Annotated in this window: 23 protein-coding genes; 4 read left to right on the top strand and 19 right to left on the bottom strand. The window is 66.1% G+C overall.

Annotated elements, in window-relative coordinates; all coding sequences use genetic code 11:
• Window positions 1-43 precede the first annotated feature (43 nt).
• The 3 genes from HNP46_RS25190 to HNP46_RS25180 all read right to left on the bottom strand — a co-directional run bounded on the left by HNP46_RS25190 (window position 44) and on the right by HNP46_RS25180 (window position 2,487).
• Complete coding sequence (locus HNP46_RS25190; RefSeq protein ID WP_184594456.1) at window positions 44-385, bottom strand: Hpt domain-containing protein; 342 nt, start codon at window positions 383-385, stop codon at window positions 44-46.
• Between the two features lie 69 nt (window positions 386-454).
• Window positions 455-2,152, bottom strand: coding sequence for an ATP-binding SpoIIE family protein phosphatase (locus tag HNP46_RS25185; protein ID WP_184594454.1), 1,698 nt, complete (start codon window positions 2,150-2,152; stop codon window positions 455-457).
• Between the two features lie 29 nt (window positions 2,153-2,181).
• A complete protein-coding gene (locus tag HNP46_RS25180) occupies window positions 2,182-2,487 on the bottom strand; it encodes an STAS domain-containing protein (RefSeq protein WP_184594452.1) in 306 nt (101 codons plus the stop codon).
• 250 nt (window positions 2,488-2,737) lie between these two features.
• Here HNP46_RS25180 and HNP46_RS25175 point away from each other — a divergent pair, with 250 nt between their 5' ends.
• The 3 genes from HNP46_RS25175 (at window position 2,738) to HNP46_RS25165 (ending at window position 5,320) form a co-directional block, all read left to right on the top strand.
• Window positions 2,738-3,454, top strand: a complete 717-nt coding sequence (locus tag HNP46_RS25175) for a TorF family putative porin (RefSeq protein ID WP_184594450.1) — start codon at window positions 2,738-2,740, stop codon at window positions 3,452-3,454.
• A gap of 400 nt (window positions 3,455-3,854) precedes the next feature.
• Window positions 3,855-4,655: a helix-turn-helix transcriptional regulator gene (locus HNP46_RS25170; protein ID WP_184594448.1), complete on the top strand. Its 801-nt coding sequence runs from the start codon at window positions 3,855-3,857 to the stop codon at window positions 4,653-4,655.
• 47 nt (window positions 4,656-4,702) lie between these two features.
• Window positions 4,703-5,320 carry a LysE family translocator gene (locus HNP46_RS25165; protein ID WP_184594446.1) on the top strand — a complete coding sequence of 206 codons (618 nt, stop codon included), beginning with the start codon at window positions 4,703-4,705 and terminating at the stop codon, window positions 5,318-5,320.
• Window positions 5,321-5,329: 9 nt separating this feature from the next.
• On the opposite strand, the gene HNP46_RS25160 is transcribed toward HNP46_RS25165, so the two are convergent.
• From HNP46_RS25160 to HNP46_RS25085, 16 genes are all read right to left on the bottom strand, one after another.
• Entirely contained in the window at window positions 5,330-5,983 is a 654-nt protein-coding gene (locus HNP46_RS25160) for a DUF1345 domain-containing protein (RefSeq protein ID WP_184594443.1), read from the bottom strand.
• Window positions 5,971-6,807 carry an aminoglycoside phosphotransferase family protein gene (locus HNP46_RS25155; RefSeq protein ID WP_184594441.1) on the bottom strand — a complete coding sequence of 279 codons (837 nt, stop codon included), beginning with the start codon at window positions 6,805-6,807 and terminating at the stop codon, window positions 5,971-5,973. Before HNP46_RS25155 ends, HNP46_RS25160 begins: the two co-directional genes overlap by 13 nt.
• Window positions 6,808-6,872: 65 nt before the next feature.
• On the bottom strand, window positions 6,873-7,316 hold the full coding sequence (gene fliJ / locus HNP46_RS25150; RefSeq protein ID WP_184594439.1) for a flagellar export protein FliJ: 444 nt from the start codon (window positions 7,314-7,316) through the stop codon (window positions 6,873-6,875).
• A gap of 187 nt (window positions 7,317-7,503) precedes the next feature.
• Window positions 7,504-8,859, bottom strand: coding sequence for a flagellar protein export ATPase FliI (gene fliI, locus HNP46_RS25145; protein ID WP_184594437.1), 1,356 nt, complete (start codon window positions 8,857-8,859; stop codon window positions 7,504-7,506).
• The gene (gene fliH / locus HNP46_RS25140; protein ID WP_184594435.1) at window positions 8,849-9,637 is read right to left on the bottom strand and encodes a flagellar assembly protein FliH; all 789 of its coding nucleotides are present in this window, start codon (window positions 9,635-9,637) and stop codon (window positions 8,849-8,851) included. Before fliH ends, fliI begins: the two co-directional genes overlap by 11 nt.
• A gap of 1 nt (window position 9,638) precedes the next feature.
• A complete protein-coding gene (fliG, locus tag HNP46_RS25135; RefSeq protein WP_045212107.1) occupies window positions 9,639-10,655 on the bottom strand; it encodes a flagellar motor switch protein FliG in 1,017 nt (338 codons plus the stop codon).
• The gene (gene fliF / locus HNP46_RS25130; RefSeq protein ID WP_184594433.1) at window positions 10,648-12,441 is read right to left on the bottom strand and encodes a flagellar basal-body MS-ring/collar protein FliF; all 1,794 of its coding nucleotides are present in this window, start codon (window positions 12,439-12,441) and stop codon (window positions 10,648-10,650) included. The genes fliG and fliF overlap by 8 nt, the downstream gene beginning before the upstream one ends.
• A gap of 19 nt (window positions 12,442-12,460) precedes the next feature.
• Window positions 12,461-12,793, bottom strand: coding sequence for a flagellar hook-basal body complex protein FliE (gene fliE, locus HNP46_RS25125; protein WP_184594431.1), 333 nt, complete (start codon window positions 12,791-12,793; stop codon window positions 12,461-12,463).
• A gap of 182 nt (window positions 12,794-12,975) precedes the next feature.
• On the bottom strand, window positions 12,976-14,391 hold the full coding sequence (gene fleR, locus HNP46_RS25120; RefSeq protein WP_184594429.1) for a sigma-54-dependent response regulator transcription factor FleR: 1,416 nt from the start codon (window positions 14,389-14,391) through the stop codon (window positions 12,976-12,978).
• Window positions 14,392-14,396: 5 nt separating this feature from the next.
• Window positions 14,397-15,620 (bottom strand): sensor histidine kinase, encoded by a 1,224-nt coding sequence (locus tag HNP46_RS25115; protein WP_409372463.1) that lies wholly within the window; start codon window positions 15,618-15,620, stop codon window positions 14,397-14,399.
• Window positions 15,621-15,741: 121 nt separating this feature from the next.
• The gene (locus tag HNP46_RS25110; protein WP_184594425.1) at window positions 15,742-17,217 is read right to left on the bottom strand and encodes a sigma-54 dependent transcriptional regulator; all 1,476 of its coding nucleotides are present in this window, start codon (window positions 17,215-17,217) and stop codon (window positions 15,742-15,744) included.
• A gap of 268 nt (window positions 17,218-17,485) precedes the next feature.
• Window positions 17,486-17,782, bottom strand: coding sequence for a flagellar protein FliT (locus HNP46_RS25105; RefSeq protein ID WP_184594423.1), 297 nt, complete (start codon window positions 17,780-17,782; stop codon window positions 17,486-17,488).
• 26 nt (window positions 17,783-17,808) lie between these two features.
• A complete protein-coding gene (fliS, locus tag HNP46_RS25100; protein WP_184594421.1) occupies window positions 17,809-18,189 on the bottom strand; it encodes a flagellar export chaperone FliS in 381 nt (126 codons plus the stop codon).
• Between the two features lie 164 nt (window positions 18,190-18,353).
• The gene (gene fliD, locus HNP46_RS25095; RefSeq protein WP_184594419.1) at window positions 18,354-19,760 is read right to left on the bottom strand and encodes a flagellar filament capping protein FliD; all 1,407 of its coding nucleotides are present in this window, start codon (window positions 19,758-19,760) and stop codon (window positions 18,354-18,356) included.
• 101 nt (window positions 19,761-19,861) lie between these two features.
• A complete protein-coding gene (locus HNP46_RS25090; RefSeq protein WP_184594417.1) occupies window positions 19,862-20,209 on the bottom strand; it encodes a flagellar protein FlaG in 348 nt (115 codons plus the stop codon).
• Between the two features lie 79 nt (window positions 20,210-20,288).
• The gene (locus tag HNP46_RS25085; protein ID WP_184594415.1) at window positions 20,289-21,434 is read right to left on the bottom strand and encodes a flagellin; all 1,146 of its coding nucleotides are present in this window, start codon (window positions 21,432-21,434) and stop codon (window positions 20,289-20,291) included.
• A 209-nt stretch (window positions 21,435-21,643) separates the two neighbouring features.
• Between HNP46_RS25085 and HNP46_RS25080 the strand changes: the two genes are divergently transcribed.
• Window positions 21,644-23,281, top strand: a complete 1,638-nt coding sequence (locus HNP46_RS25080; protein ID WP_184594413.1) for a tetratricopeptide repeat-containing glycosyltransferase family protein — start codon at window positions 21,644-21,646, stop codon at window positions 23,279-23,281.
• Window positions 23,282-23,295 lie beyond the last annotated feature (14 nt).

The following is a 23,295-nucleotide window of genomic DNA, read 5'->3' as shown; positions in this document are numbered from 1 at the left end:
TATCCAACACGGAGATAGCAAGGCGCGGGCCAACTCGCAGAAGCTAGGAACGACCCGGCAGCAACAGGGTGCGAACGATGCCGAATTCGTGCTCGACCTTGCCGATCAGGCCCTGGGCGGTGGCCAGGTCGTTCTGCCGCGCGGCCTCCTCCAGGCGCTTGCACAGGCTGCTCAGCAGGCTGGCGCCCATGTTCCCGCAGCTGCCCTTGAAGCTGTGCGCGGCATGGCGCAGCGCGGGGGCATCGGAGCTGGCGAAGGCGTCGCGGATGGCGCGCAGGCGTTCCTCGGAGTCGCTGAAGAAGGTCTCCACCAGCAGCGGATACTCGTCTTCCATGATCGACAGCAAATTGCTCAGCACGGCGCCATCGAGATGCGGCTCGGACATGGGGCACTCCCTGAAGGACGGCTCGCCACCCTGCTCCTTATTCTGGAGAGGGCGACAAGAAGGCCCCGATTATGCCTGAGCCGACCAGAAGAACTCCACGGACACCGCCTTGCCATCGCTCGACCACTGGCAGCAGTCAGCCAGTTGCCGCACCAGCGTCAGCCCGCGTCCGCAGAGACTGCCGGCGGCCTGCTGGGAAGCCAGCACCGCGCCCACGTCGAACCCCGCGCCGCTGTCCTCCACCCGCACCAGCAGCCGCCCACCGTCGCCGTGGGGAGCGAGGTCGAGATGGAAGCGCACGAAGCCGTCGCGCAACGTCTCCAGGCGCCGGCTGCGCTCCTGGTAATAGCGGGCGAAGCCGGCAGCGTCGCACTTGAGCGCGGAGTCCAGGCCCATCACGCCGTGCTCCAGGGCGTTGGAGTACAGCTCGGCGAGCACGGTGTACAGCGCGCCGCCGCGCGGGCGCAGGGCCTGCACCTCCATCAGCCACTGCAGCAGGAACGGCAGCGGATTGAAATGGCGCAGGGTCGGTGCGCGGAATTCGAAGCTCGCCGACCAGTCCAGCGGGCTGCTCAGGCCATTGTCGGAAAAGGCCAGCGGTGGCCGCTGCAACGAGGCCTCGGGGACCAGGGCGACCTCCAGCATGCTGACGTCGTCCTGAGCTTCGCCACGGAAGCGCGAGACCGCCGCCTGGATGCCGTCGAACAGGCGTGACGGCGCATGGCCCTCGGCGAACACCTGCCGCAGGCGTTCCTCGCCGAAGGCCTCGTCGGCGGCGTTGCGCGCCTCCAGCACACCGTCGGAGAAGAGCAACACGCGGTCGCCCTCCGCCATCGCGTAGACCTCGCAATGGTCGCTGAAGGCGGCGGGTTCGAGGATGCCCAGCGGCAGGTGGCGCGACACCAGCGGCAGCAGTTCGCCGCCGCCATGGCGGTGCAGGTAGCCATTGGGCAGGCCGCCGTTCCACACCTCCACCAGGCCACGCTGGAAGCTCAGGTTGAGCACCGCCGCGCAGCAGAACACGCCCACCGGGAGGATGCGCTTGAGCTTGGCGTTCATCTCGCGAAGGATGTCCGCCATCGGATAACCCTTGGCGGTCATGCCGTAGAACACCTCGGCCAGCGGCATGGCGCCGATCGCCGCCGGCAGGCCGTGGCCAGTAAAGTCGCCGAGCAGCACGTGCATGCCGCCCGAAGGCTTGAAAGCCGCCAGCAGGATGTCGCCGTTGAACAGCGCGAAGGGCGATTGCAGGTAGCGGATATTGGCCGCGTTGAGGCAACCCGAATGCGCCACCTTGTCGAACACCGCCTTGGCCACGCGCTGCTCGTTGAGCAGGTGTTCGTTGTGCCGGGCGATCAGGTCGCGCTGCTCCAGCACCATCCGCTGCAGGTGATGCAGGCGGCCCATGGCGCGGATCTTGGCTTCGAGGATGACGCGGTTGTAGGGCTTGGAGAGGAAGTCGTCGCCGCCCGCCTCCAGGCTCTGCACCAGCGCCTCGGGTTCGCTCAGCGAAGTGAGGAAGATGATCGGCACCAGCTCCTCGCCGGCCTGCCGGCGAATCCGCCGCGCCGCCTCGAAGCCGTCCATCACCGGCATCAGCGCATCCATCAGCACCAGCTGCGGCCGCTCCTGGGCGAACAGCGCCAGCGCCTCCAGGCCATTGGCGGCGGTCAGCACGCGATGCCCCTGGCGACTGACGATGGTCGACAGCAGCAGGCGGTCGGCAGCGTTGTCGTCGGCGATGAGGACAGTCAGCAGTTCAGCCATGGCCGTAGCCGCAGCGAGCCCGGTGCGGCTCAGCTGATGCTGAACAGCTGTTCGAAGTTGGAGATGGCCAGCACCTTGCGCACATCCGGGTTGCAGTGCGCCAGGCTGATCTGCGCACTCTCGCCACCGGCATGGTCGCGCAGCAGCAGGAGCATGCCCAGGGCCGAGCTGTCCAGGTAGGTCGCTCCCTTGAGGTCCACCACGTAACGCTTGGGCGTGGCTTCGACGCGCTCATAGGCGTCGCGGAATTCCTGGTGTGCGCCGAAATCGAAGCGTCCCTGGACCACGATGGTCAGCTCCTGCCCGTCGGCAGAGGGAACGGAAGTGATGGCCATGGGATTCTCCTTATCGATCGATGGTCGCGCACGAGCTTGAAGATTTAGCAGCAAGTGATGACAGGGGCAACCTCGGCAAGCATCGGGAAACCGCCTCGCCAGACCGGTCGAACGCTCACCCGGCAAGTCGATTAATGGACCACCGGTCGACACAGGCGCGGCGAATGCCTTTACCCTTTTACGCGTGCGACGCAGGGCGAAGGCTCGCAAGAGGCCTTGGAAGGGTCGCACCCGGCAAGAAGGGGGGAGCATGTACAAGTCCATTCTCATTGCGGCCTGCGTGCTGTGCGCAGCGCCGTACGCGGGCGCCCAGGTGATGCAGCGCGAGCTGGGCGACTTCGAGCTGAAGTTCGCCAATTCGCCGACCCGCAGCATGGCCCAGGGGCTGGTCCAGCCGGGCCAGGCCAACAGCGCCCAGGGCGGCCTCGATATCACCCACGACAGTGGCTGGTACGTCGGCAGCTGGACCTCGAACCTCGAGCAGGAAAAGCCGCTGGAGATCGACAGCTACGCCGGCTTCAAGCACCCGCTGGGCGACGGCAAGCTCGGCTACGAAGTGGGCACCCTGCGCTACAGCCGTCCGGAGCAGCCCGACTACGACAGCCAGGCACTGTACGGCGGCCTCTCGGTGTTCGGCAGCCGCCTCGGCGCGGCCTACAGTGCCCAGGCCGGGCGCAGCACCGCCACGCTGTTCACCGACCTGGGCATGCAGCCGGACCTGGGTTTCGACGTGACCTTCAAGTATTCCGCCTACAGCCTCGCTTCGCCCGTGAGCCTGGGCAGCGGCGGCAGCGTCAGCGGCTTCGGCGACTGGTCGGTGAACTTCAGCCGGCCGTGGAACGGCATCGACCTGAACTTCTCCTACAGCGGCAGCAGCCTCACCGGCGGCGACTGCACGGCCTATTCCGGGCACAACGCCTATTGCGATTCGGCGTTCATGTTCAAGGCTTCGCGGCCGTTCTTCTGATTGCGGTCTTGGCGCGGGCCTCAAGAGCCCCTCACCCCAACCCTCTCCCAAGGGGGGAGGGGGCCGTCCTCTGCAAAGGGGCACTTCGATGTTTTTCCTGCTCCATCGCCCCGGCTCACACCAATCTCCGCCTTACCCCGAATGACACCCTATCCCTCGGAAAGGAGAGCAGCTCGCTGCGAGGGTGCGATCCATCGTTTTTCCGGCACCATCGCCCCGGCGAACGCCAATCTTCGCATTACACCGAACGGCCCCCTCTCCCCCTGGGAGAGGGCTGGGGTGAGGGGCCGATCGAGCGCCCAAAGCCCACCCCTTCCGAAATAGTCAATTTCATTCAAGATCAACGCTGCACCAGGGACTACTCTGCCTATCACTTTTCCGCCCCCGCAGGCCTGACCCAATGCTGCACCGAGTGAACTGCACCACCGCCGCCCTGCCCGGCCTGCGCAGCGTCGAGATCCTCACGCAGCGCAGCTTCCCGCGGCACGCCCATGACGAGTACGGCATCGGCGTGATGCTCGAAGGCGGGCATCGCTCCTGGAGCGGCCGTGGACAGGTCGAAGCCGGGCCGTGCGACACCATCACCGTCAGCCCCAACGAACTGCACGACGGCATTCCCCTGCGCGGCGAGGCCCGTCGCTGGGGGATGCTCTACATCGAACCGGCGCTGCTGGCCCAACTGGCCGGCGAGGACATGGCCCGCCGCGAGTTCACCCTCCCCGCCCTCGCCGACCCGCGGCTAGCCCGGCGCGTTGCCGGCCTGCTGCAACGCCTGCCGAGTGCTTGTGCAGATGAAGCCGGCGAAGGCGTGCTCGAGCTGTTCGGCGAACTGCTGGACAAACGCATCGACACGGCCGGGGTGGCCCTGCCGTCCCGCAGCGTGGCGCGCATGCTCGAACGGATTCATGACGACCCGCGCAATGCTCCCGTCCTGGCGGAGCTCGCCGCCATCGCCGGGCTCACGCCTTACGCGGCCCTGCGCCGCTTCCGCCGCGAGCTGGGCACCACACCCCACGCCTACCTCCTGCAGTACCGCGTCCGGCAGGCCCACAAGGCCATCGCTGAGGGCCACTCGCTGACCGAGGCGGCCCTGCTCGCCGGGTTCGCCGACCAGTCGCACCTGTCCCGCGCCTTCGCCCGCCAGCTCGGGCTGACGCCGGGGCAGTGGCGCTCATCGCGCAGACAGCCGCCAGCGACCTGACCCCGCCAGCACCAAACCTCATTTCTCCACACGGGAAACCCACGGCAATGACCGCAGAATTCCTGCTGACGGCGTTCGTCGTCGTTCTGCTGCCCGGCACCGGCGTGCTCTACACCCTGGCCGTCGGGCTCGGACTTGGCGCCCGCGCCGCTACTCTCGCGGCGCTGGGCTGCACACTGGGCATGCTGCCGCAGTTGCTGCTGGCCACCTTCGGCCTGGCGCTGATCCTGCAGGCCAGCGCAGCCAGCTTCCAGGTCATCAAGCTGCTGGGCACCGCCTACCTGCTGTTCATCGCCTGGCAGGTGTTTCGCGGCAACGGCGCCCTGGCGCTGGACGCCGCCAGCAGCCCGCGCAGCAGCACGCAGCTGGTGGGCACAGGGCTCTGGCTGAACCTGCTCAATCCCAAGCTGGGGCTGTTCTTCCTGGCCTTCCTGCCGCAGTTCGTGGCGGCTGGCAGCGAGGATGCCCGGCCGCTGTTCCTGATGCTGGGCCTGGTGTTCGCGCTGATGACCTTCGTCGTGTTCATCGGCTACGGGCTGCTGGCGTCCTGGGTACGCGACTTCGTGATCGGGCGCCCGGCCGTGATGGCGGTGATCCGCTGGAGCTTCACCCTGGCCTTTCTCGTCCTCGCCCTGCGGCTGGCCTGCGAGACGCTGCCGCCATGACGGCAGCCGCTAGCCGACCAGCCCCGCGCCCATGTTGATCGCCAGGCCGAGGACGGCGGTGTTGAACAGGAAGCCGATCACCGAGTGCGCCAGCACCACCTTGCGCATGGAGCGCGAGGCGATCTCCACGTCGGAGGTCTGCACCGCCACGCTGAGGGTGAAGGAGAAGTAGAGGAAGTCCCAGTAGTCCGGGCTCTTCTCGCCCTCGGGGAAGCGCAGCACCGGCTCGGCCGACCCGGCCGAATAGAACTGGCGGGCGTAGTGCATGGTGAAGATGGTGCCGATGAGGAACCAGGAACCCAGCACGGTGCTGGCGGTGAAGGCGTAGCGGACGATCTTCTCGCTGCCGCTGGCGTGCCCGGCGGTGGCCAGCTCGACGATGATGGCGCCCAGGCTGGCCAGCGCGGCGATGACGATCAGCACCAGCACCGCCTCGGCGTTCTCGTCCTCGATCTCGGCCAGCCGCCGCACTTCCGCCGGCGCCGCACGCAGGGCCAGCCAGCCGATCAGCAGCACGTAGACCCAGGCCAGGCAGTTCCAGCCCAGCAGCACCCGGGTCATGGGCGAGAAGCGATAGCACGCCAGCGCCACGATCACGCCCACAGCGACAGCGCCGATCAGTCGCGGATGGGCGTGCAGGAGGGAGCGGTTCAGGCGCAACATGCCAGGCGATCCAGTTCGGCGGCGGCCAGGTGCGCCACGCCCAGGTCGCTGTCGGCGGCCATGCCGTCATCCAGGAACCAGGCGGCGGAGAGACCGGCGAAGGCCAGCACCCACTCCAGCAGGCGCCGTCGATCCAGGCGCGCGTATTCGACGATCACGTCCAGCTGGCGGAGGAAGCGCTCCGGCTCGCGGGAGGTCGGCAGGTCCGGATTGCACAGCAGGTTGGCGTAGTCGAACAGCCGTTCGCCGTACAGGCGCTTGGGGTCGATGGCGCGCCAGCCACGCTCGCCGAAGTCGAGGATATTGTCGTGGTGGATATCGCCGTGCAGCACGCACGGGTCATGCTCGCTGGCCAGCAGCGCTTCGGCGGTTTCCAGGCAGCGCGGGAAGAGATCGCCATAGCGTGCGGCAGCCGGGGCCAGATCGCGGAACCACTGGCGCAGGCCGATCACCTCGGGCAGCGGCTTTTCCCGCGGCTGGTGCAGCTTGCGCACCACCGCGCAGATGATGCGGCTGGCCTCGTCGTCCTCGCCCTCCAGCGCCATGCGCATCAACGAACGCTCGCCCTGGGCGCGCTCCATCAGGATGGTGTCGCCGTCGTAGGCATACACCAGCGCGGCGCCGTCGCCGTCCCACCAGTCGAGCACTTTCGAGCCCAGTTGCTCATCGACGTCCAGCGCACGCTTGAGCATCGCCGCCCGGCCCATCCAGCGGACCGGCAGCAGATGGCTGCTGGGAGTGATGATCGGCTCGCCCTCGGGAACGAGTTGCCAGAGTTGCAGGACGTGCTGGAAATCCACCGGCACCGGCGTGGGAAGAGGCATGCGAAGGTTCCACGGAAGAAGGCTGACTGGAGCCTAGCACGGCCCTCCTCGGCGGCGCTGCGGGCTCAGTCGGGAGAAGGCCTGAGGCGCTGGGCGAATTCGTCCAGCTGCTTCTGCTCGTACTTGTCGGCGGCCAGCCGCGCTTCCTCGCGGTAGCGTTCCACCAGCTTGCGCAGGCCTTCGAGGCGGGCGTACTTCTCCTGCCAGACGATGCGTGCCTTGCTGACGGTGTCCTGGTGCCAGATCACGGAGCGGTTCTGCTGTTCCACCGCGCCTTCGAGCTGGGACAGGAAGCGCTGGTAGTTGATCAGCCACTGGCCGCTGACGCCCTGCTGGCCGTTGCGGATCCACTGCTGCTGGTAGTCGAAGCGGTAGCGCTCCAGCTCCGTGAGCTTGCGCTGCGCCTGCTGCAGTTGGCCCTGGACCTGGCCGAGCTGGCGCGCGGCCTCGCGTTCGGCCTTCACGGCCATGTCCACCACCGGGGCGAGGCGTTCGGCGCGGCGGTTCATACGCAAGTCCTCTGCCGTGCAGCCCTCTCCCCAGCCCTCTCCCTGAAGGGAGAGGGAGCAAAGAGCTCGGGAGCTTGCGATACCCATCGACCCGAAACACCGGCGTTCCCGGTGACGACCTGCCCCGGACAGCATGGGTATCGCTGCGCTCCACCCATCCTACGAAAAGCTTCGTGCGAACCAATCATCAGCCGGCCTTGCCGCTGACCACCGCGTCCAGCAGCAGGCGGCTGTCGTCGAGATTCTGGCTCTCGTCCAGGGCCTGGCGGAGGAACTGGCGCATGATCGGGAAGCGCTGGATCGCCAGGTCGGTCTCCGGATCGCCACCGGCGACATAGGCGCCGACGCTGATCAGGTCGCGACTCTGCTGGTAGCGCGACCAGAGCTGCTTGAAGCGCTGGGCGTCGCCCAGGTGCTCGGGCGTGGTGACCTGGGGCATCACCCGGCTGATGGAAGCCTCGATGTCGATGGCCGGGTAGTGGCCTTCTTCGGCCAACCGCCGCGACAGCACGAAGTGGCCGTCGAGCACACCCCGCGCGGCGTCGGCGATCGGGTCCTGCTGGTCGTCGCCTTCGCTGAGCACGGTGTAGAAAGCGGTGATCGAACCGCCACCCTTCTCGCCGTTACCGGCGCGCTCGACCAGCCGCGGCAGCTTGGCGAACACCGACGGCGGATAGCCCTTGGTCGCCGGCGGCTCGCCGATGGCCAGGGCGATCTCGCGCTGGGCCTGGGCGTAACGGGTCAGGGAATCCATCAGCAGCAGGACGTTCTTGCCCTTGTCGCGGAAGTATTCGGCGATCCGCGTGCAGTACTGCGCGGCGCGCAGGCGCATCAGCGGCGCGTCATCCGCAGGGGACGCAACGACAACGGAGCGCTTGAGGCCCTCCTCGCCGAGGATGTGCTCGATGAATTCCTTCACCTCGCGGCCCCGTTCGCCGATCAGCCCGACCACGATGATGTCGGCCTTGGTAAAGCGGGTCATCATGCCCAGCAGCACCGACTTACCGACGCCGGTACCGGCGAACAGGCCCAGGCGCTGGCCACGGCCGACGGTGAGCAGGGAGTTGATCGAACGGATGCCGACGTCCATCGGCTCATGGATCGGGTCGCGTGCCAGCGGGTTGATGATCGGGCCATCCATCGGCACCCAGTCTTCGGCGCGCATGCCACCCTTGCCATCCAGCGCACGGCCGACGCCGTCGAGCACGCGGCCGAGCATGGACATGCCCATGGGCAGCCGGCCGGAATCCGGCAACGGCACCACGCGGGCGCCGGGGGCGATGCCGACCAGGCTGCCCACCGGCATCAGGTAGATCTTGCTGCCGGCGAAGCCCATGACCTCGGCTTCCACCTGCACCGGATGATAGCCGCCGTCGTTGATCACCTGGCAGCGGCTGCCGACGGCAGCCTGCAGGCCTTCGGCCTCCAGGGTCAGGCCGACCATGCGCAGCAGGCGGCCTTCCACCACCGGCTGGCTCGGCAGGCTCACCGCGTCAGAGTAACCCTGCAGGCGGCGGGCGAAGCTGACGCGATCAAGGCGCATCGGCGGCGCCCTGCTGCGCGTCCAGGTCCACCTGCAGGTCCGGCTCCAGGGCGTGGGTGGCCTGGTCGCGCTGCTGCTCGAAGAGCTGCTTCACGGCCTGGGCCAGGCGCGTCTCAACGCTGGCGTCGATGCGCGAGTGTTCGGTCTCGATGCGGCAGCCGCCGGGCAGCAGGCCGTCGTCCTCGATGATCTTCCAGCTTTCCTCGTGGCGATCGCGCAGGGCCTTCACCAGTTCGAAGTCCTGCGGGTTGACCTGGATACGGATGTTGCTGGCGCCCATCGGCAGCAGCTTGAGCGCCTCGCGCAGCACCAGGCGGATCTGGCTGGAATCGGTGGCCAACTCGCGCTGCACCACCTGGCGCACCACGTGGGTCACCAGGTTGAGCATGCCGGCTTCGAGCATCTGGTCCTGCTCGGCGATGGGGTCGAGCAGGTGCGACATCAGGGTTTCCAGGCTCTGCAGACGCGGCTGCAATGCCGCGTCGGCTTCCTGGCGCGCCTTGATCTGGCCGGCATGGAAGCCGTCCTTCTCGCCGGTGGAGAAGCCCTCGTTGTAGGCCTCCTGGCGGATCGCTTCGAGCTCGTCCAGCGTCAGCGGCTTGACCTCTTCCTCCGGCACTTCCTCGATCTGCGGCTGCGGCTCCACCACCGGCTCGGGTTCCGGCTCGGCGACGGGCTGCGGCTTGACCGGGTCGAAGCTGGGCAGCGACCACAGATCGAACCCGGCAACATCCCGGGCCCGGATCAGTTCGCTGAGTTCTTCTTCGTCCTTCGCCACGTCAGATCATTTCCTCGCCGCCCTTGCCACCCAGCACGATTTCGCCGGACTCGGCCATGCGCCGGGCGATGGTGAGGATTTCCTTCTGCGCACCCTCGACTTCGCTGACGCGCACCGGGCCCTTGGCCTCCAGGTCGTCGCGCAGCAACTCGGCGGCACGCTTGGACATGTTGCGGAAGATCTTCTCGCGGATCGCCTCGTCCGAGCCCTTCAGCGCCAGTACCAGCACGTCCGAGGATACCTCGCGCAGCAGTGCCTGGATGCCGCGGTCGTCGACATCGGCGAGGTTGTCGAAGACGAACATCAGGTCTTCGATCTGCCCCGACAGGTCCTCGTCGACTTCGCGGATGGCGTCCATCAGCGCGCCTTCGACCGAGCTGTCGAGGTAGTTCATGATGTCCGCCGCACGCTTCACGCCGCCCATGGTGGTGCGCGTGGAGTTGGCATTGCCGGCGAACTGCTTCTCCAGGATCAGGTTCAGTTCCTTGAGCGCGGACGGCTGCACGGTGTTGAGCGAGGACACGCGCAGGATGATGTCCAGGCGCACCTTGTGGTCGAAGTGGCTGAGCACCTCGCCGGCCTGGTCCGGATCGAGGTAGGCGACCACGATGGCCTGGATCTGCGGATGCTCGTAGCGGATCACGTCGGCCACGGCGCGCGGCTCCATCCACTTCAGGCTGTCCAGGCCGCTGGTGTTGCCGCCCAGCAGGATGCGGTCGATGAGGTTGTTCGCCTTGTCCTCGCCCAGCGCCTGGGTGAGCATCTTGCGGATGTAGCTGTCGGCGCCGACGCCCAGGCTGGTCTGGTCGCCGACGATCTCGACGAACTCGCCCATCACCTGCTCGACCTGCTCGCGGTGGACGTTGCGCATCTGCGCCATGGCCACGCCGACCTTCTGCACTTCCTTGGGGCCCATGTGGCGCAGCACCTGCGCAGCATCGGTCTCACCCAGGGAGAGCAGGAGGATGGCAGCCTTGTCGACCTTGTTCAGTTTGGCGTTCATGCGCGCTTCACTCATCGGAGTTGATCCAGTCCTTCACTACCTGGGCAACACGCCCCGGGTCCTGGGCGACCAGACTCTTGATCGCATTCAATTGTGCATCGTACCCCTCTGACGGGCTCGGCAGCAGGATGCTGGCCGGGCCGCCGAGACTCACGCGGTCGTCGGACAGCTCGCCTTCCAGGCCGCCCAGCTCGCCAAGGCCGCCCTCGCCCGCTGCGCCACCGCCCACCAGGGCCTTGCTCTTGTTGCCCGACAGGTTATTCAGCACCGGGCGCAGCACGCCCAGCACCAGTACCAGGATGAACAGGATACCCAGTACCTGCTTGACCACGTCCCAGAACCACGGCTGGGTGTAGAACGCAGGCGAAGCAATTTCCTCGCCAAGGTCCGGGGCGAACGGCGCGTTGATCACGCTGACGCTGTCGCCACGGCTGGCGTCATAGCCTACCGCGTCCTGCACCAGGCGGGTGAAGCGCGCCAGTTCGTCGGCGGTCCACGGCTGGTGGCTGACTTCGCCGGTCTTCGGATCGGCGATCATGCGGTCATCCAGCACCACCGCGACGGAAAGCCGGCGCAGGCGACCCTGCTGCTGCTTGGTGTAGCTCACCGAGCGATCCAGCTCGTAGTTGCGGGTGTTCTGCTCGCGCTTGTCGGTCGGGTACGGCGCCAGCTCCGGCTTGCCGGTCTTCGGATCGATGATCGGCTGGCCGTTGGCGTCCTTCAGCGGCTGGCCGGGGGCGACGAAGTCCGCCGGCTTGTTCTGCGCAGTGGTCTGCGGCGCGCTGGACGGGCCCGGCGGCTGGTTCGACAGCGCCCCCGGCACGCCCTGCGGGCCGTTGCTGTTCTGCCGTTCCTCGTTGTTCACCTGCTCGCTGCGCAGGGCCGGCTGGTCCGGGTTGAACGACTCGGAGGTGGATTCCACCGCGCTGAAGTCGACGTCCGCCGAGACTTCCGCCTTGTAGCGGCCGTTGCCCAGGACCGGCGCGAGGATGCTGTGCACGCGCTGGGTGAAGTTGGTTTCCATGCGCCGGGTGAAATCGAACTGCTTGCCGGCCATGGTCAGCTCGGACAGCTCCTGCTGGTCGGACAGCAGGTTGCCCTTCTGGTCGACCACGGTGACCTGGGATTTATCCAGTTCCGGCACGCTGGTGGCGACCAGGTTGACGATCGCCAGCACCTGGCTCGGCTCCAGGCTGCGGCCCGGGTACAGCTCCACCAGCACCGAGGCGCTGGGCTTGCGGTCGTCACGGACGAACACCGAGCTCTTCGGGATCGCCAGGTGCACGCGGGCGGCCTTGACGTTGTTCAGGCTGGAAACGGTGCGTGCCAGCTCGCCTTCCAGGCCGCGACGGTAGTTGGTCGCCTCCATGAACTGGCTGGTGCCCAGCGCCTGTTCCTTGTCGAGGATCTCGAAGCCGACGTTGCTGTCGGTCGGCGCCAGGCCAGCGCCAGCGACCTTCATGCGCGCACGGCCCAGGTCATCGGCCTTCACCAGCAGCGCGCCGGAGTTGGGCTCGATCTTGTAGGCGATGTCGGCCGCGCTCAGCGCCTCGACCACCTTGTTCGCGTCGACGCCGTTGAGGCTGCCATACAGCGGCTTGTAGTCCGGCTGCTGCGACCACAGCACCATGCCGAAACCGATCGCGATGCTCGCGGCGAGGCCGACCAGCAGGCCGACCTGGCGCAGCATGGGCATGTCTGCGAGGTTCTCGAGGAAAGACAGGCCCAGCAGCGGCTTTTTCGGCGCGTCGGCGCCGACCTTGGCCGGAACTTGACTGTCAACAACGGAGGCTTGGGACATTACCTACGATCCTCGCCGATCAAACCGGCATCTGCATGATGTCCTGGTACGCCTGCACGAGCTTGTTGCGTACCTGGGTCATCGCCTGGAAAGAAACACTGGCCTTTTGCGAAGCGATCATCACGTCGGTGAGATCGACCCCGCTCTGCCCCATCTCGAATGCCGTCGCCATGTCGGAAGCGGCCTGCTGGGTACCGTTCACCTTGTTCACCGCCTGACCCAGCATGTCCGAGAAACTCGGCGCACCCGGTTCGGCAGTCGCGGGCGCCTGCGTCTTAGCCTTGGCCATGGCCTCCATTTGCATGGAACGCATTTCCAGCAGCAGACGATTGAACTCGATACCCTGACTCATCACTTACCCCTCCGACTGGCCGCGGTTTTTTGACACTGCGCGGCGCTTTGCAAGGGTGATTGCAACTTGGGTGCCAGATTGGAGCAGCCGCAAGCTACAAGCTCAAAGCCGCAAGCAAAAGCCCAGCACAGGGCTGGGCTTTTCACTTGTCGCTTGCAGCTTTCGACTGACCACTGCCAGCGTCAGCTGGCGTAGAGATACGCCTCCACATCCATCCCGGCATCGCGCATCTGCGCGAGTTTGTAGCGCAGGGTGCGCGGGCTGATGCCCAGGCGCTCGGCGGCTTCCTTGCGGCGGCCGCGTTCGCTGCGCAGGGTGTCGATGATCATCTGGAACTCGCGGCGCTTGAGGTCTTCGCCCAGTGGCCCGGCCTCGGCGGACGGCGGCGACGGAATTTCGACGCTGGCCGGAACCGGCACGGCGACGGGGGTCGGCACGGCGCTCAGCAGCGGGCGCGGGGCGATGCCGATCGGCGCGCTGAGGCAGAGGTCGGCGGCCTGCACCTGGCCGCCCTGCTGCAGGATCAGCGAGCGCTGGATGGCGTTGTCCAGTTCGCGCACGTTGCCCGGCCAGGGGTGCGCCAGCAAGGCGGCGCGGGCGCAGTCGGCAAGCAGCACCGGAGCGTGGTTCATCTTGCGCGCGTACTTGGCCAGCAGGCGTTCGGCCAGCGGCAGGATGTCGGCGGGACGCTCGCGCAGCGGGCGCCAGGCCAGCGGGAAGACCGACAGGCGATAGTAGAGGTCCTCGCGGAAGCGCCCGGCGGCGACTTCGCCGAGCAGGTCGCGGTTGGTGGTGGCGAGCACGCGGATATCCAGGCTGATCGGCTTGCGCGCGCCGACCCGCTCCACTTCGCGCTCCTGCAGCACACGCAGCAGCTTGGCCTGCAGGCTGAGCGGCATCTCGGAGATTTCGTCGAGCAGGATGGTGCCGCCATCCGCCAGTTCGAACTTGCCCGGCTGGGCGGCGATGGCGCCGGTGAAGGCGCCCTTCTCGTGGCCAAACAGGGTGGCTTCGAGCATGTTGTCCGGGATCGCCGCGCAGTTGATCGCGACGAAGGGTTTGCCGGCGCGCGGCGACTGCTGGTGGATGTACTGCGCCAGCACTTCCTTGCCGGTGCCGGACTCGCCGGAGATCAGCACGGTGGAGTCGCTGCGCGCGACGCGGGCGGCCAGCTCCAGCAACTGCAAGCTGGCCGGCTCCAGGGCCACCGGTCCTTCGCCAGCGTTGTTCGGCACGGCGCCCAGCGCGTGGCGGGCAACCAGCTCCAGCAACGCACGCGGCTCGAACGGCTTGACCAGGTAATCGGCGGCGCCCTGACGCATGGCATCCACGGCGCGGTCAACCGCGCCGTAGGCAGTCATCAGCAGTACCGGCAGTTGCGGATAGCGCTTGCGGATCAGGCCGAGCAACTGGTGCCCGTCCATGCCTGGCATGTTGACGTCGCTGATCACCAGGCTGAAGGCGTCCTTCTCCAGGGCCGGCAGCGCGGCTTCGGCGCAATCCACGGCGATGAAATCATGCCCGCCGAGCGACAGTGTGTCGGACAGGGCTTCCCGAAGGGCGCGGTCGTCTTCGACCAGCAGGACTTTGGCGGCCATGGCAATCATTCCTCGTGAACAGAAGGTTGAGCTTTGAGCAGTGGCAGGGCCAGGGTGGCGCAGGTGCCGAAACCGGCGCGCGAGCGCAGGCGCAGTTCGCCCTGGTGGGCCTTGGCGACGGCCTTGACCACGGCGAGACCGAGGCCGGTGCCGGTGGTCTTGGTGGTGAAGAACGGCTCGCCCAGGCGTGCCAGGGTTTCGCGGTTCATGCCCGGGCCGTTGTCGCTGACCGACAGGCGCAGGCTGTCGCCGCGCTGGTAGAGATGCACCTTCAGGCGCACCTCGCGGCCGGCGGCCTGGATGGCGTTTTCCACCAGGTTGAGCACGGTGCCGACCAGGGTGTCGCGGTTGCACAGCAGTTCGCCGACGCGGGCGTCACACTGCCAGCGCAGGTTCAGGCCACTGACATGGGATTCGGCGGCGGCACGCAGGCTGGCGAACAGTTGCGCAGGCGCCAGGCGATCCGGCAGCGGCAGTTCGCCGCGGGCGAACACCAGCATGTCGCGCACCTGGCTTTCCAGTTCGTGCAGGCGCTCCTTGATGCGCCCGGCGAAACGCTGCTGGTGCTCCACCGGCAGCTCGCCTTCGCTGAGGTGGCCGGCATAGAGCATGGCGGCGGACAGCGGGGTACGGATCTGGTGGGCCAGCGAGGCGACCATGCGGCCGAGGGCGGACAGGCGTTCGTGACGGGCGAGCTGGTCCTGCAGGCGACGGGTTTCCGTCAGGTCGTTGAGCAGGATGAGCTGGCCGGGTTCGCCGTTCAGCGGGCGAATGGCGATGGACACGCGGCGGCCATCGCGCAGGGAGACTTCGTGGCCGTCGTCGGCACGCGGGGCGAAGCTGCGCGCGATGACTTCACGCCAGAGCATGCCCACCAGCGGTTTGCCCAACAGCGCCACGGCGACCGGGTTGGCGTCGCGCACCACGCCCTGGCCGTCGATCATGATGACGCCGCCGGGCAGCACGTCGAGCAGGCTCTGCAGGCGGTTGGCCTGGCGCTCCTTCTCGGCCAGCTCCTGCATGCGCTGCGCACTGACCAGGGCGAGCTCGCCCTTGAGTTCGGTGACGCGGGCTTCCAGCAGGCTGTACGACTGAGTGAGCTGGCTGGACATCTGGCTGAACAGCGCGAAGGTCTGATCCAGATGGGCACGGCTCTGCTCCTCCACGGTAACCTGTTCGGCAGGCAGCGCGGAGGCGATTTCGGTCTGGCGTTGGGTGGCTGGCATCATGCGGTTTCTCTCATCCGTCCGACGGCGTGAATCTGTCGGTCGAATGACTCTTAGCAAACCGCGTGCCTAAAATTTACTCGTTATTTTTCAATGGCTTGAAAAATAGAGTGTGACGGAGGCGTCAATCCTCCGCCATCTCCTCTTCGCGACGGCTCATGCCGTACTTGCGCATTTTCTCCACCAGGGTGGTGCGGCGGATGCGCAGGCGTTCGGCGGCACGGGCGACGACGCCGGCAGCATCGTCCAGCGCCTGCTGGATCAGGCCCTGCTCCAGGTTGGCGAGGTAGTCCTTCAGGTCGATGCCTTCGGCCGGCAACATGGCAGGCGAGTCCAGGCCTGGCAGGCCGGCGGTGATCGCCGCGCGCTCTTCCAGCTCCTCGCGCAGGCTGGTCGCCAGTTGCTCGTCCTCGTCGTCGACATGACGGAATTTCTTCGGCAGCTCGCCCACACCGATCACGCCGTAGGGATGCATGATCGCCAGACGCTCGACCAGGTTGGCCAGTTCGCGCACGTTGCCCGGCCAGTCATGGCGGCACAGCGACATGATGGCGGCGGAGTTGAAGCGGATCGAACCGCGCTTCTCGTGCTCCATGCGCGAGATGAGTTCGTTCATCAGCAGCGGGATGTCCTCGACGCGCTCGCGCAGCGGGGCCATCTCGATGGGGAAGACGTTGAGGCGGTAGTACAGGTCCTCGCGGAAGCTGCCGTCCTCGATCATCTTCTCCAGGTTCTTGTGGGTCGCGGCGATGATGCGCACGTCGACGTTCTGCGTCTTGTTGCTACCCACGCGCTCGAAGGTGCGCTCCTGCAGCACGCGCAGCAGCTTGACCTGCATCGGCAGCGGCATGTCGCCGATTTCGTCGAGGAACAGGGTGCCGCCATTGGCCAGTTCGAAGCGCCCTGCCCGGCTGGTGATGGCGCCGGTGAAGGCGCCTTTCTCGTGGCCGAACAGTTCGCTTTCCAGCAGCTCCGCGGGGATCGCGCCGCAGTTGACCGGCACGAAGGGCGCGTCGCGGCGCTTGGAGTGGTAGTGCAGGTTGCGCGCCACCACTTCCTTGCCGGTACCGGACTCGCCGAGGATCAGCACGCTGGCGTCGGTGTCGGCGACCTGCTGCATCATCTGGCGCACGTTCTGGATGGCACGGCTGGTGCCCACCAGGCTGCGGAACAGGTTGGGCTCGCGCTGGCGGCCGCGCTCGCGGGCCTGGTCGTACATCTCACGGTAGACCTGGGCGCGGTGCAGGGAGTCGAGCAGCTTGTTGTAGCTGGGCGGCATCTCCAGGCTGGCCAGCACGCGGCGGCGCAGCTCCTCGGGCCACTCGCCGGGCACCGGCTCGCCGATCAGCAGCACCGGCAGGAACTCGTCCCAGGTCGCCAGCTGCTTGAGCAGTTCCAGCGCGCCGCCCTTGCTCTCCACCGCGCCGACCAGCACGCAGAGCACGTCGCGGCTGCCATTGGGCAGCGGCTCGACGATCTGGCGCCAGTCGCGGCTGTTGCCGGACAGCTGGTCTTCACCCAGGAAGCTGATGATCACCGAGAGGTCCCGGCAGCGGTCCTGGTTGTCATCGATCACGAGGATTCTGGTTTCGCGCCACATCTTAGCTTGTCATCCCGGGCTTGAAGGCCGTACTACGGCGGCTGACACGACCTGGCCAGAGCACAATTTCCTCGTGTTAGCCAGCATTTGGCCACTAGTAAAGTCAAAAATGTGGCAAGAGTCAAATTAATGGCGTGTTTTTTTTGATGCTGCCCGACGAAGGGTGTTGATCCCGGTCATGGCAATGGAACTGTGACACAGTTCGCGGGGGATGCGGCGGCGACCGAACGGGGTCGATCGTCGCCCGGAGAGAGCCGATCCGGTCGGATCAGCCGAACAGCTGGTAGACCTTGGCGCCCTGGTGGGAGCGATTGACGCGGATGATCTCACGCGCCACATCCTCGCGCTGACTGGTGACAGCGTGGACCAGTTCCCGGTAAAGCACCAGCAGGCCTTCCAGGCTGCGCTTGAGATCACTGTCGTCATCCAGCGGCTCGACCATGGCGGCATCGACGTGCACCCGGCATTCGAGGTCGAGACGGGTGATGGCTTCCCAATCCTGCTCGGCCAGCGCTGCCCCCAGGGCTACGCGGGTCTGTTCGATCTGCTGGACGGCGAGAGTCATGTTCGGTATCTCCTGGCGAGTCGCGATCAATGCGGGATCGCGTCCCAGCCTTCCTTGATGGTCCGCAGCAGGCCCGACACCTCGTCGAGGACTTCCAGTTCATTGCTGCGGTTGGCGTCGCCCAGGCGACGGCTCATGTAGTCGTACAGGTTGGCATAGTTCTCGGCCAGCTCACCACCGGCTTCGAAGTTCAGCGCTTCGCGCAGGCCGCCGAGGATGGCGGTGGCCTTGCCGATCAGCATGCCCTTCTGGGCGAACTGCTCGCGCTCCATCGAGCCACGGGCCTGGGCGATACGGCTGAGGCCGCCTTCCATGAGCATCTGGATCAGGCGATGGGGCGAGGCGTCGTGCACCTGAGACTGGTTGTTCACGTTCTGGTACTGGCGCAGCGCTGCCGAAGCGTTCATCTGATATCCCCTTGATTCGCCGAACGATCAAATCGTTGATATCCAGAATATCGGCGCTGGCGGGAAAACCTTTAGGCAAAAAATCGTCGCGGATGGACGATCGTACGAAACCCGGCGGCAGGCCCCATGGCGCGTCGCAGAGCGGCGCGCGCGGGGCGACGGGATCAGCTGTCGGAGCTGCTGGTCTTGTTCAGCGCGTTGAGGGTGGTCAGCACGCTGGAGCGGGTGGCCTTGAGCTGGGCGACCAGGGTGTCCATGGCGGTGTACTTGGCCATCAGCGTGTCGGTCAGCTTGCTCATGCGGGTGTCCAGCTTGGTCGACTGGTCCGCCAGGTCGCTCAGGGTCTGGTTCAGCGATGACTGGCGCTGATCGATCAGGCCGTTGGTCTTGGTGTACAGGTCAAGGCTGCTGTTCATCCGCGAGATCAGGCCGCCACTGCCGGTGAAGAATCCCTGTACCGAGGCGAAGTCCTTGGTCAGGGCCTTGTCCAGCTTCTCGCTGTCGACCTGCAGGGTGCCGTCGTTCTTGGTGTTGATGCCCAGCTGCGAGAGCAGCTTGATGCTGCCGCCGTTGGTGGAAGAGCCCACCAGCTGGCTGTGCAGGCCGCTGAGCAGGTTGCGGGTCATCGCGTCACTGGCCAGCGCGGCGGCCGAGGTGGTCGGGTTGCCGCTGGAGTCGGTGGTGTTGGTGACCTTGGTCAGCGAGTTGATGCTGGTGATCAACGCGTTGTAGGCATCGACGAAGGACTGCACCGAGGTCTTCAGGCCGTCGGTGTTGGTGGATACGCTCAGGGTCGACTTGCCCTCGGCCACCAGGCTGAACTCCACACCGCTGATGGCGCTGGAGATCTTGTTCACCGAGCTGCTCATCTGCAGCCCGTCGATGGTGTAGCTGGCGTTCATCGCCGGCTTGTCGATATAGCCGCCGGCGGTGGCGGATGCCTGGGTGCCGGCGCCATCGATGGCCAGGACCGACAGGCTGCTGTCGCCGCTGGTGGTGACACTGATGTCGCTGCCGGCGCCGGTCACGCTGGAGCCCAGCACCAGGCGCGGGCCATTGGTGTCGGTAATGATGTTGGCGGTGAAGCCACTGTCCTTGAGCTGGCTGTTGATGCTGTCGCGGATGTCCGACAGGCTGGCGCCGGCCTTGACGCTGACGTTGTAGGTGCTGCTGCCCTGCTTGATGGTCAGGCTGCCGGCACCGAAGGAGGTGGACTTGTCGACGTACTGGGTCGCCACCTTGGAGCTGGTGGCCAGATTCTTCACTTCGATGTTGTAGGTGCCGGCGGAGGCGCCGGTGCCCAGGGTGGCCGTCAGCGCATCGGCATTCGAGCTCTTCACGGCGAGGCCGGCGAAGGCATTGGCATCGGTGTCGTTGAGCTTGCCCAGGGCGGTCTGGAAGGTCGACAGGGCGCTCTTGAGCGAACCAACACCGGACAGCGTGGTGTTGGTGGCGGTCTTCTGGGTGCTGATCTGATTGGATTTGGGCGCCTTCTGCGCATTCACCAAAGCGGTGACGATGGAGTCGATGTCGTATCCCGACCCTACACCGTTGATCGAAGTCCCGGCCATGTGCCTACCCTCCTGTCCAAATTTCTGGCGGTTCCTGGTTCGCCGCCTGCGTCTGGTTACGCTTATTCAAGAATCGCGCCAAATTTCTGAAAAAACTGAAATCAGGCGCGCTCGCTGAACAACAGATTACCCGCTTCCTTCAGGCTTTCTGCCAACTTGAGTGCAACTTCCGAAGGAATCTGCCGTATGACCTCGCCAGTATCGGAGGCCACGACCTTCACGACGGTTTCGCCGCTGGCGTCATCCACCGAGAACTCCAGGTTGCGCTGGACCGACTGGGCCTGTTCACGCAGCCGGCTGACGGCTTCGTTCAGGTCGGTACGGTTCTTGGCAGCCGGCGATTGTTTGGCGTTCTGCGGCAAGCTGTTGCCACCGACCGGCTTGCCACCCACGGCGGTGGTGGCGTTGTCGAGCGGACGCGGTCCGTTGATTCCGAGGCTGGTATCCATCAGGTTTTACCCTCCGAATGCAAAGCAAGGAAGGGCGCCGGGCGCCCTTCCTTTCCGTTTTTTGCCTTGCGGCAACCCCTTACTGGAGCAGCTTGAGGACAGCGGAAGGCAGCTGGTTGGCCTGGGCCAGAACCGCGGTGGCGGCCTGTTGCAGGGTCTGCTGCTTGGTCATCTCCGCGGTTTCTGCGGCGAAGTCCACGTCCTGGATGGTGCTGCGTGCAGCGGTGGCGTTCTCGGACACGTTCTGCAGGTTCGAGATGGTGCTGTCCAGACGGTTCTGGATGGCACCCAGCGAGGAGCGCTGGCTGTCGATCTGCTTCAGGGCGGCGTCGATCACCTGGGTAGCCGATTGGGCGCCCTTGGCGGTAGCGATGTCCAGCGCCTGGATGGTGGAGTTCGAGGTGACCACAGCGTGCGAGCTGCCGGCGCCGGTGCCCACACCTGCGGTGAAGTCCTTGCCGGAAGTCAGCGAGATGCTGGTGGTGGTGCCGCCGCTGCCAGCTGCGCCGGCTACTGCTGCCACGCCGCTGATGTTGGTGTTGATCGCCGAGACGATGTCGTTGGCGCTGGCGCCCTTGGCGTAGCTGACCTGGGTACCGTTGACGGTGACCGAGCCGGCGGTGGCTGCGATGCCGCCCGAACCGGTGAGCACGGTGGACAGGTCCAGGGTGCCGGAAGCCAGTTGCGAGGAACCTTTCAGCGCAGTGGCGCTCATGTCGCTCAGGGTGAAGCTGACGGTTTCGTTGGCGTTGGCGCCGACCTGGAAGGTCAGGGTGCCGTTGGTGCCGGCGGTGCCGTCGAGCAGCTTGATACCGGAGGTGCCGCCACCGAAGGTGGTGGTCTTGGAGATACGGGTCAGTTCAGCGGTCAGCGACTTGAACTCCTGGTTCAGCGAGGTCTGGTCTTCGCTGCTGTTGGAGCCGTTGGCGGACTGCAGGGACAGTTCACGCATACGCTGCAGGATGTTGGTGGACTCTTGCAGAGCACCTTCAGCGGCCTGGGCGATGGAGTTGGCGTCCTGGGCGTTCTTCACGGCTACGTTCAGGCCGTTGACCTGGCTGGTCAGACGGTTGGAGATCTGCGAGCCGGCGGCGTCGTCCTTGGCGCTGTTGATACGCAGTCCGGTGGACAGACGGGTCATCGAAGTGTTCAGGTTGTTGGCGGCCTTGGTCAGGTTCTTTTGAACCGACAGCGAGGCGATGTTGGTGTTGACGGTAAGAGCCATGACGAATTCCTCGTGTTAGGGCTAAGTGGCCTCCCTGCCCGTTTGATTCGAAATGGCGTGGAGAACCTTCGTTAGGGTTATCGTCCCAAGTCGGATGGGCTTTAACTTTTTTTTCGATTTTTCTTCGGACCGCTCTGTAGGCCGCGGCTGGCCTCGTTCTTGCAAAGCCCACCGGCACGCGCCAAAGCTCCGTCACCAGCAGGTTCCGCATGTCCAACCACAAGCTTCAATCCGAGATCCAGCGCCTGAGCCAGGCGCTGCAGATTGCCGAAGACCGCGAAGATCGTGCGGAGCAGATCCGTCTCTATGAAGCGCTGGCGAAACTGGTGCCGAACACCGCGATGGTCCACGCCAAGATCGCCCGCCTGCATCTGGAGTTGCAGGACCCGCAATCGGCCGAGCCCTGGGCCGAGCGCGCGCTGGACATGACCACCGACCCCAAGGTCGATGAAGAGCTGCTCGACACGATGCGAACCCATCGGCTGTTCATCAAGAACCTTGAGCGCGCCGAGCGCTGGTACCAGGCTTCGCAAAGCCTGCCGCGGCTGGCCATGTACTGCTCCGCGCTGAGCCTGCGCAAGCGTTTCGAGGAAGCCGAGGCGCTGTACACCCAGGCGCTGGAAAAACCACTGGAGCCTTGGCAGCAGAGCATCCTGCTCGGTCTGCTGGGTACCCTGTACTTCGAGTGCGGGCGCTTCCACGACAGCGTCGCCTGCCACCAGCTGACCGTGGAGCTGACCCCCAACTACGTCTACGGCCCGTTCAACCTGGCGCTGTCGCTGGAGCAGGTAGCGCGCTACCAGGACGCCTACCGCCTCTATATACAGACGCTGGAAAAACTCCCGGAGCATTCGGGTACGCATAACAACCTGTCGCTGCTGCAACTGCGCCTCAAGCAGTTCGACGTCGCCTGGCCGCATTACGAGGCGCGCTGGAAGACGTCGCTGAAGGAGCACCACCAGGAGTTCAACACCCCGCGCTGGCGCGGTGAGCCGCTGGAGGGCAAGACCCTGCTGGTCTGGGCCGAACAGGGCATCGGCGACCACCTGATGTTCGCCAGCATGCTGCCGGACCTGCTCAAGCTGGGCGGCCAGGTGCATGTCGAGACCTACGACCGCCTCTACCCGCTGCTGCACCGCAGCCTGCCGGACCTGTCGATCATCCAGCGCGAAAGCACCGGCCAGGTCCACAACGGCCAGCGCATGGTACACCGGCAGACCTGGCCACGCAGCGACTACCAGATTCCCATGGGCAGCCTGGGCGAGTTCCTGCGCCCTACCCTCGCCTCCTTCGCCGGCACCCGCGCCTTCCTCAAGGCCGACCCGCAGCAGACCCAGGCCAAGCGCGCCGAGTACCAGCGGCTGTTCCCCGGCAAACGCCTGGTGGGCATCTCCTGGCGCGGCGGCACCGACACCGCCAACGACATGCAGAGCCGCCGCATCGAGATGCAGGAACTGGCGCAACTGGCGAAGCTGGACAACGTGCAGCTGATCAACCTGCAGTACGGCAATACCGAACCCGAGCGCGCCGAAGCCGAGAGCCTGGGCCTGCACATTCACCATGACGCGGCGGTCAACCCGCTCAAGGACATGGATGCCCAGGCCGCCCAGCTCTGCGCCCTGGATGCCGTGCTGAGCATCGACAACACCACCGTCCACCTGGCCGGGGCGCTGGGCGTGCCGACCTTCGTGCTGCTCCAGCTCAACCCGAACTGGCGCTGGGCCGTCGACGATGCGACCAGCTACTGGTACCCATCCGTGCAACTGATCCGCAACCGCGAGCTGGGCCGCTGGGGCGAAGCCCTGGACCAGGCCGTGCAACGCATGCGCGGGAGCGGCGTGCTATGAACGCCGCCCACGCC

It is taken from the genome of Pseudomonas nitroreducens (genome assembly GCF_014204515.1).
GTDB classification, from domain to species: Bacteria; Pseudomonadota; Gammaproteobacteria; order Pseudomonadales; family Pseudomonadaceae; genus Pseudomonas; species Pseudomonas nitritireducens_A.
The sequence above is the reverse complement of the archived record's forward strand: the minus strand, read 5'-3'. Positions and strand labels throughout refer to the sequence as shown.

What these genes read in the sequence shown, in the direction of transcription:
- HNP46_RS25105 (WP_184594423.1), bottom strand. Translation starts at nt 17,782, where the DNA reads ATGACTCTCGCCGTCCAGCAGATCGAACAGACCCGCGTAGCCCTGGGG.
- HNP46_RS25175 (WP_184594450.1), top strand. Translation starts at nt 2,738, where the DNA reads ATGTACAAGTCCATTCTCATTGCGGCCTGCGTGCTGTGCGCAGCGCCG.
- fleR (WP_184594429.1), bottom strand. Translation starts at nt 14,391, where the DNA reads ATGGCCGCCAAAGTCCTGCTGGTCGAAGACGACCGCGCCCTTCGGGAA.
- HNP46_RS25080 (WP_184594413.1), top strand. Translation starts at nt 21,644, where the DNA reads ATGTCCAACCACAAGCTTCAATCCGAGATCCAGCGCCTGAGCCAGGCG.
- fliJ (WP_184594439.1), bottom strand. Translation starts at nt 7,316, where the DNA reads ATGAACCGCCGCGCCGAACGCCTCGCCCCGGTGGTGGACATGGCCGTG.
- fliS (WP_184594421.1), bottom strand. Translation starts at nt 18,189, where the DNA reads ATGAACGCTTCGGCAGCGCTGCGCCAGTACCAGAACGTGAACAACCAG.
- fliD (WP_184594419.1), bottom strand. Translation starts at nt 19,760, where the DNA reads ATGGCCGGGACTTCGATCAACGGTGTAGGGTCGGGATACGACATCGAC.
- fliI (WP_184594437.1), bottom strand. Translation starts at nt 8,859, where the DNA reads ATGCGCCTTGATCGCGTCAGCTTCGCCCGCCGCCTGCAGGGTTACTCT.
- HNP46_RS25155 (WP_184594441.1), bottom strand. Translation starts at nt 6,807, where the DNA reads ATGCCTCTTCCCACGCCGGTGCCGGTGGATTTCCAGCACGTCCTGCAA.
- HNP46_RS25180 (WP_184594452.1), bottom strand. Translation starts at nt 2,487, where the DNA reads ATGGCCATCACTTCCGTTCCCTCTGCCGACGGGCAGGAGCTGACCATC.
- HNP46_RS25160 (WP_184594443.1), bottom strand. Translation starts at nt 5,983, where the DNA reads ATGTTGCGCCTGAACCGCTCCCTCCTGCACGCCCATCCGCGACTGATC.
- HNP46_RS25190 (WP_184594456.1), bottom strand. Translation starts at nt 385, where the DNA reads ATGTCCGAGCCGCATCTCGATGGCGCCGTGCTGAGCAATTTGCTGTCG.
- HNP46_RS25090 (WP_184594417.1), bottom strand. Translation starts at nt 20,209, where the DNA reads ATGGATACCAGCCTCGGAATCAACGGACCGCGTCCGCTCGACAACGCC.
- HNP46_RS25165 (WP_184594446.1), top strand. Translation starts at nt 4,703, where the DNA reads ATGACCGCAGAATTCCTGCTGACGGCGTTCGTCGTCGTTCTGCTGCCC.
- HNP46_RS25110 (WP_184594425.1), bottom strand. Translation starts at nt 17,217, where the DNA reads ATGTGGCGCGAAACCAGAATCCTCGTGATCGATGACAACCAGGACCGC.
- fliE (WP_184594431.1), bottom strand. Translation starts at nt 12,793, where the DNA reads ATGAGTCAGGGTATCGAGTTCAATCGTCTGCTGCTGGAAATGCGTTCC.
- HNP46_RS25085 (WP_184594415.1), bottom strand. Translation starts at nt 21,434, where the DNA reads ATGGCTCTTACCGTCAACACCAACATCGCCTCGCTGTCGGTTCAAAAG.
- HNP46_RS25185 (WP_184594454.1), bottom strand. Translation starts at nt 2,152, where the DNA reads ATGGCTGAACTGCTGACTGTCCTCATCGCCGACGACAACGCTGCCGAC.
- fliF (WP_184594433.1), bottom strand. Translation starts at nt 12,441, where the DNA reads ATGTCCCAAGCCTCCGTTGTTGACAGTCAAGTTCCGGCCAAGGTCGGC.
- HNP46_RS25170 (WP_184594448.1), top strand. Translation starts at nt 3,855, where the DNA reads ATGCTGCACCGAGTGAACTGCACCACCGCCGCCCTGCCCGGCCTGCGC.
- fliG (WP_045212107.1), bottom strand. Translation starts at nt 10,655, where the DNA reads ATGAGTGAAGCGCGCATGAACGCCAAACTGAACAAGGTCGACAAGGCT.
- HNP46_RS25115 (WP_409372463.1), bottom strand. Translation starts at nt 15,620, where the DNA reads ATGATGCCAGCCACCCAACGCCAGACCGAAATCGCCTCCGCGCTGCCT.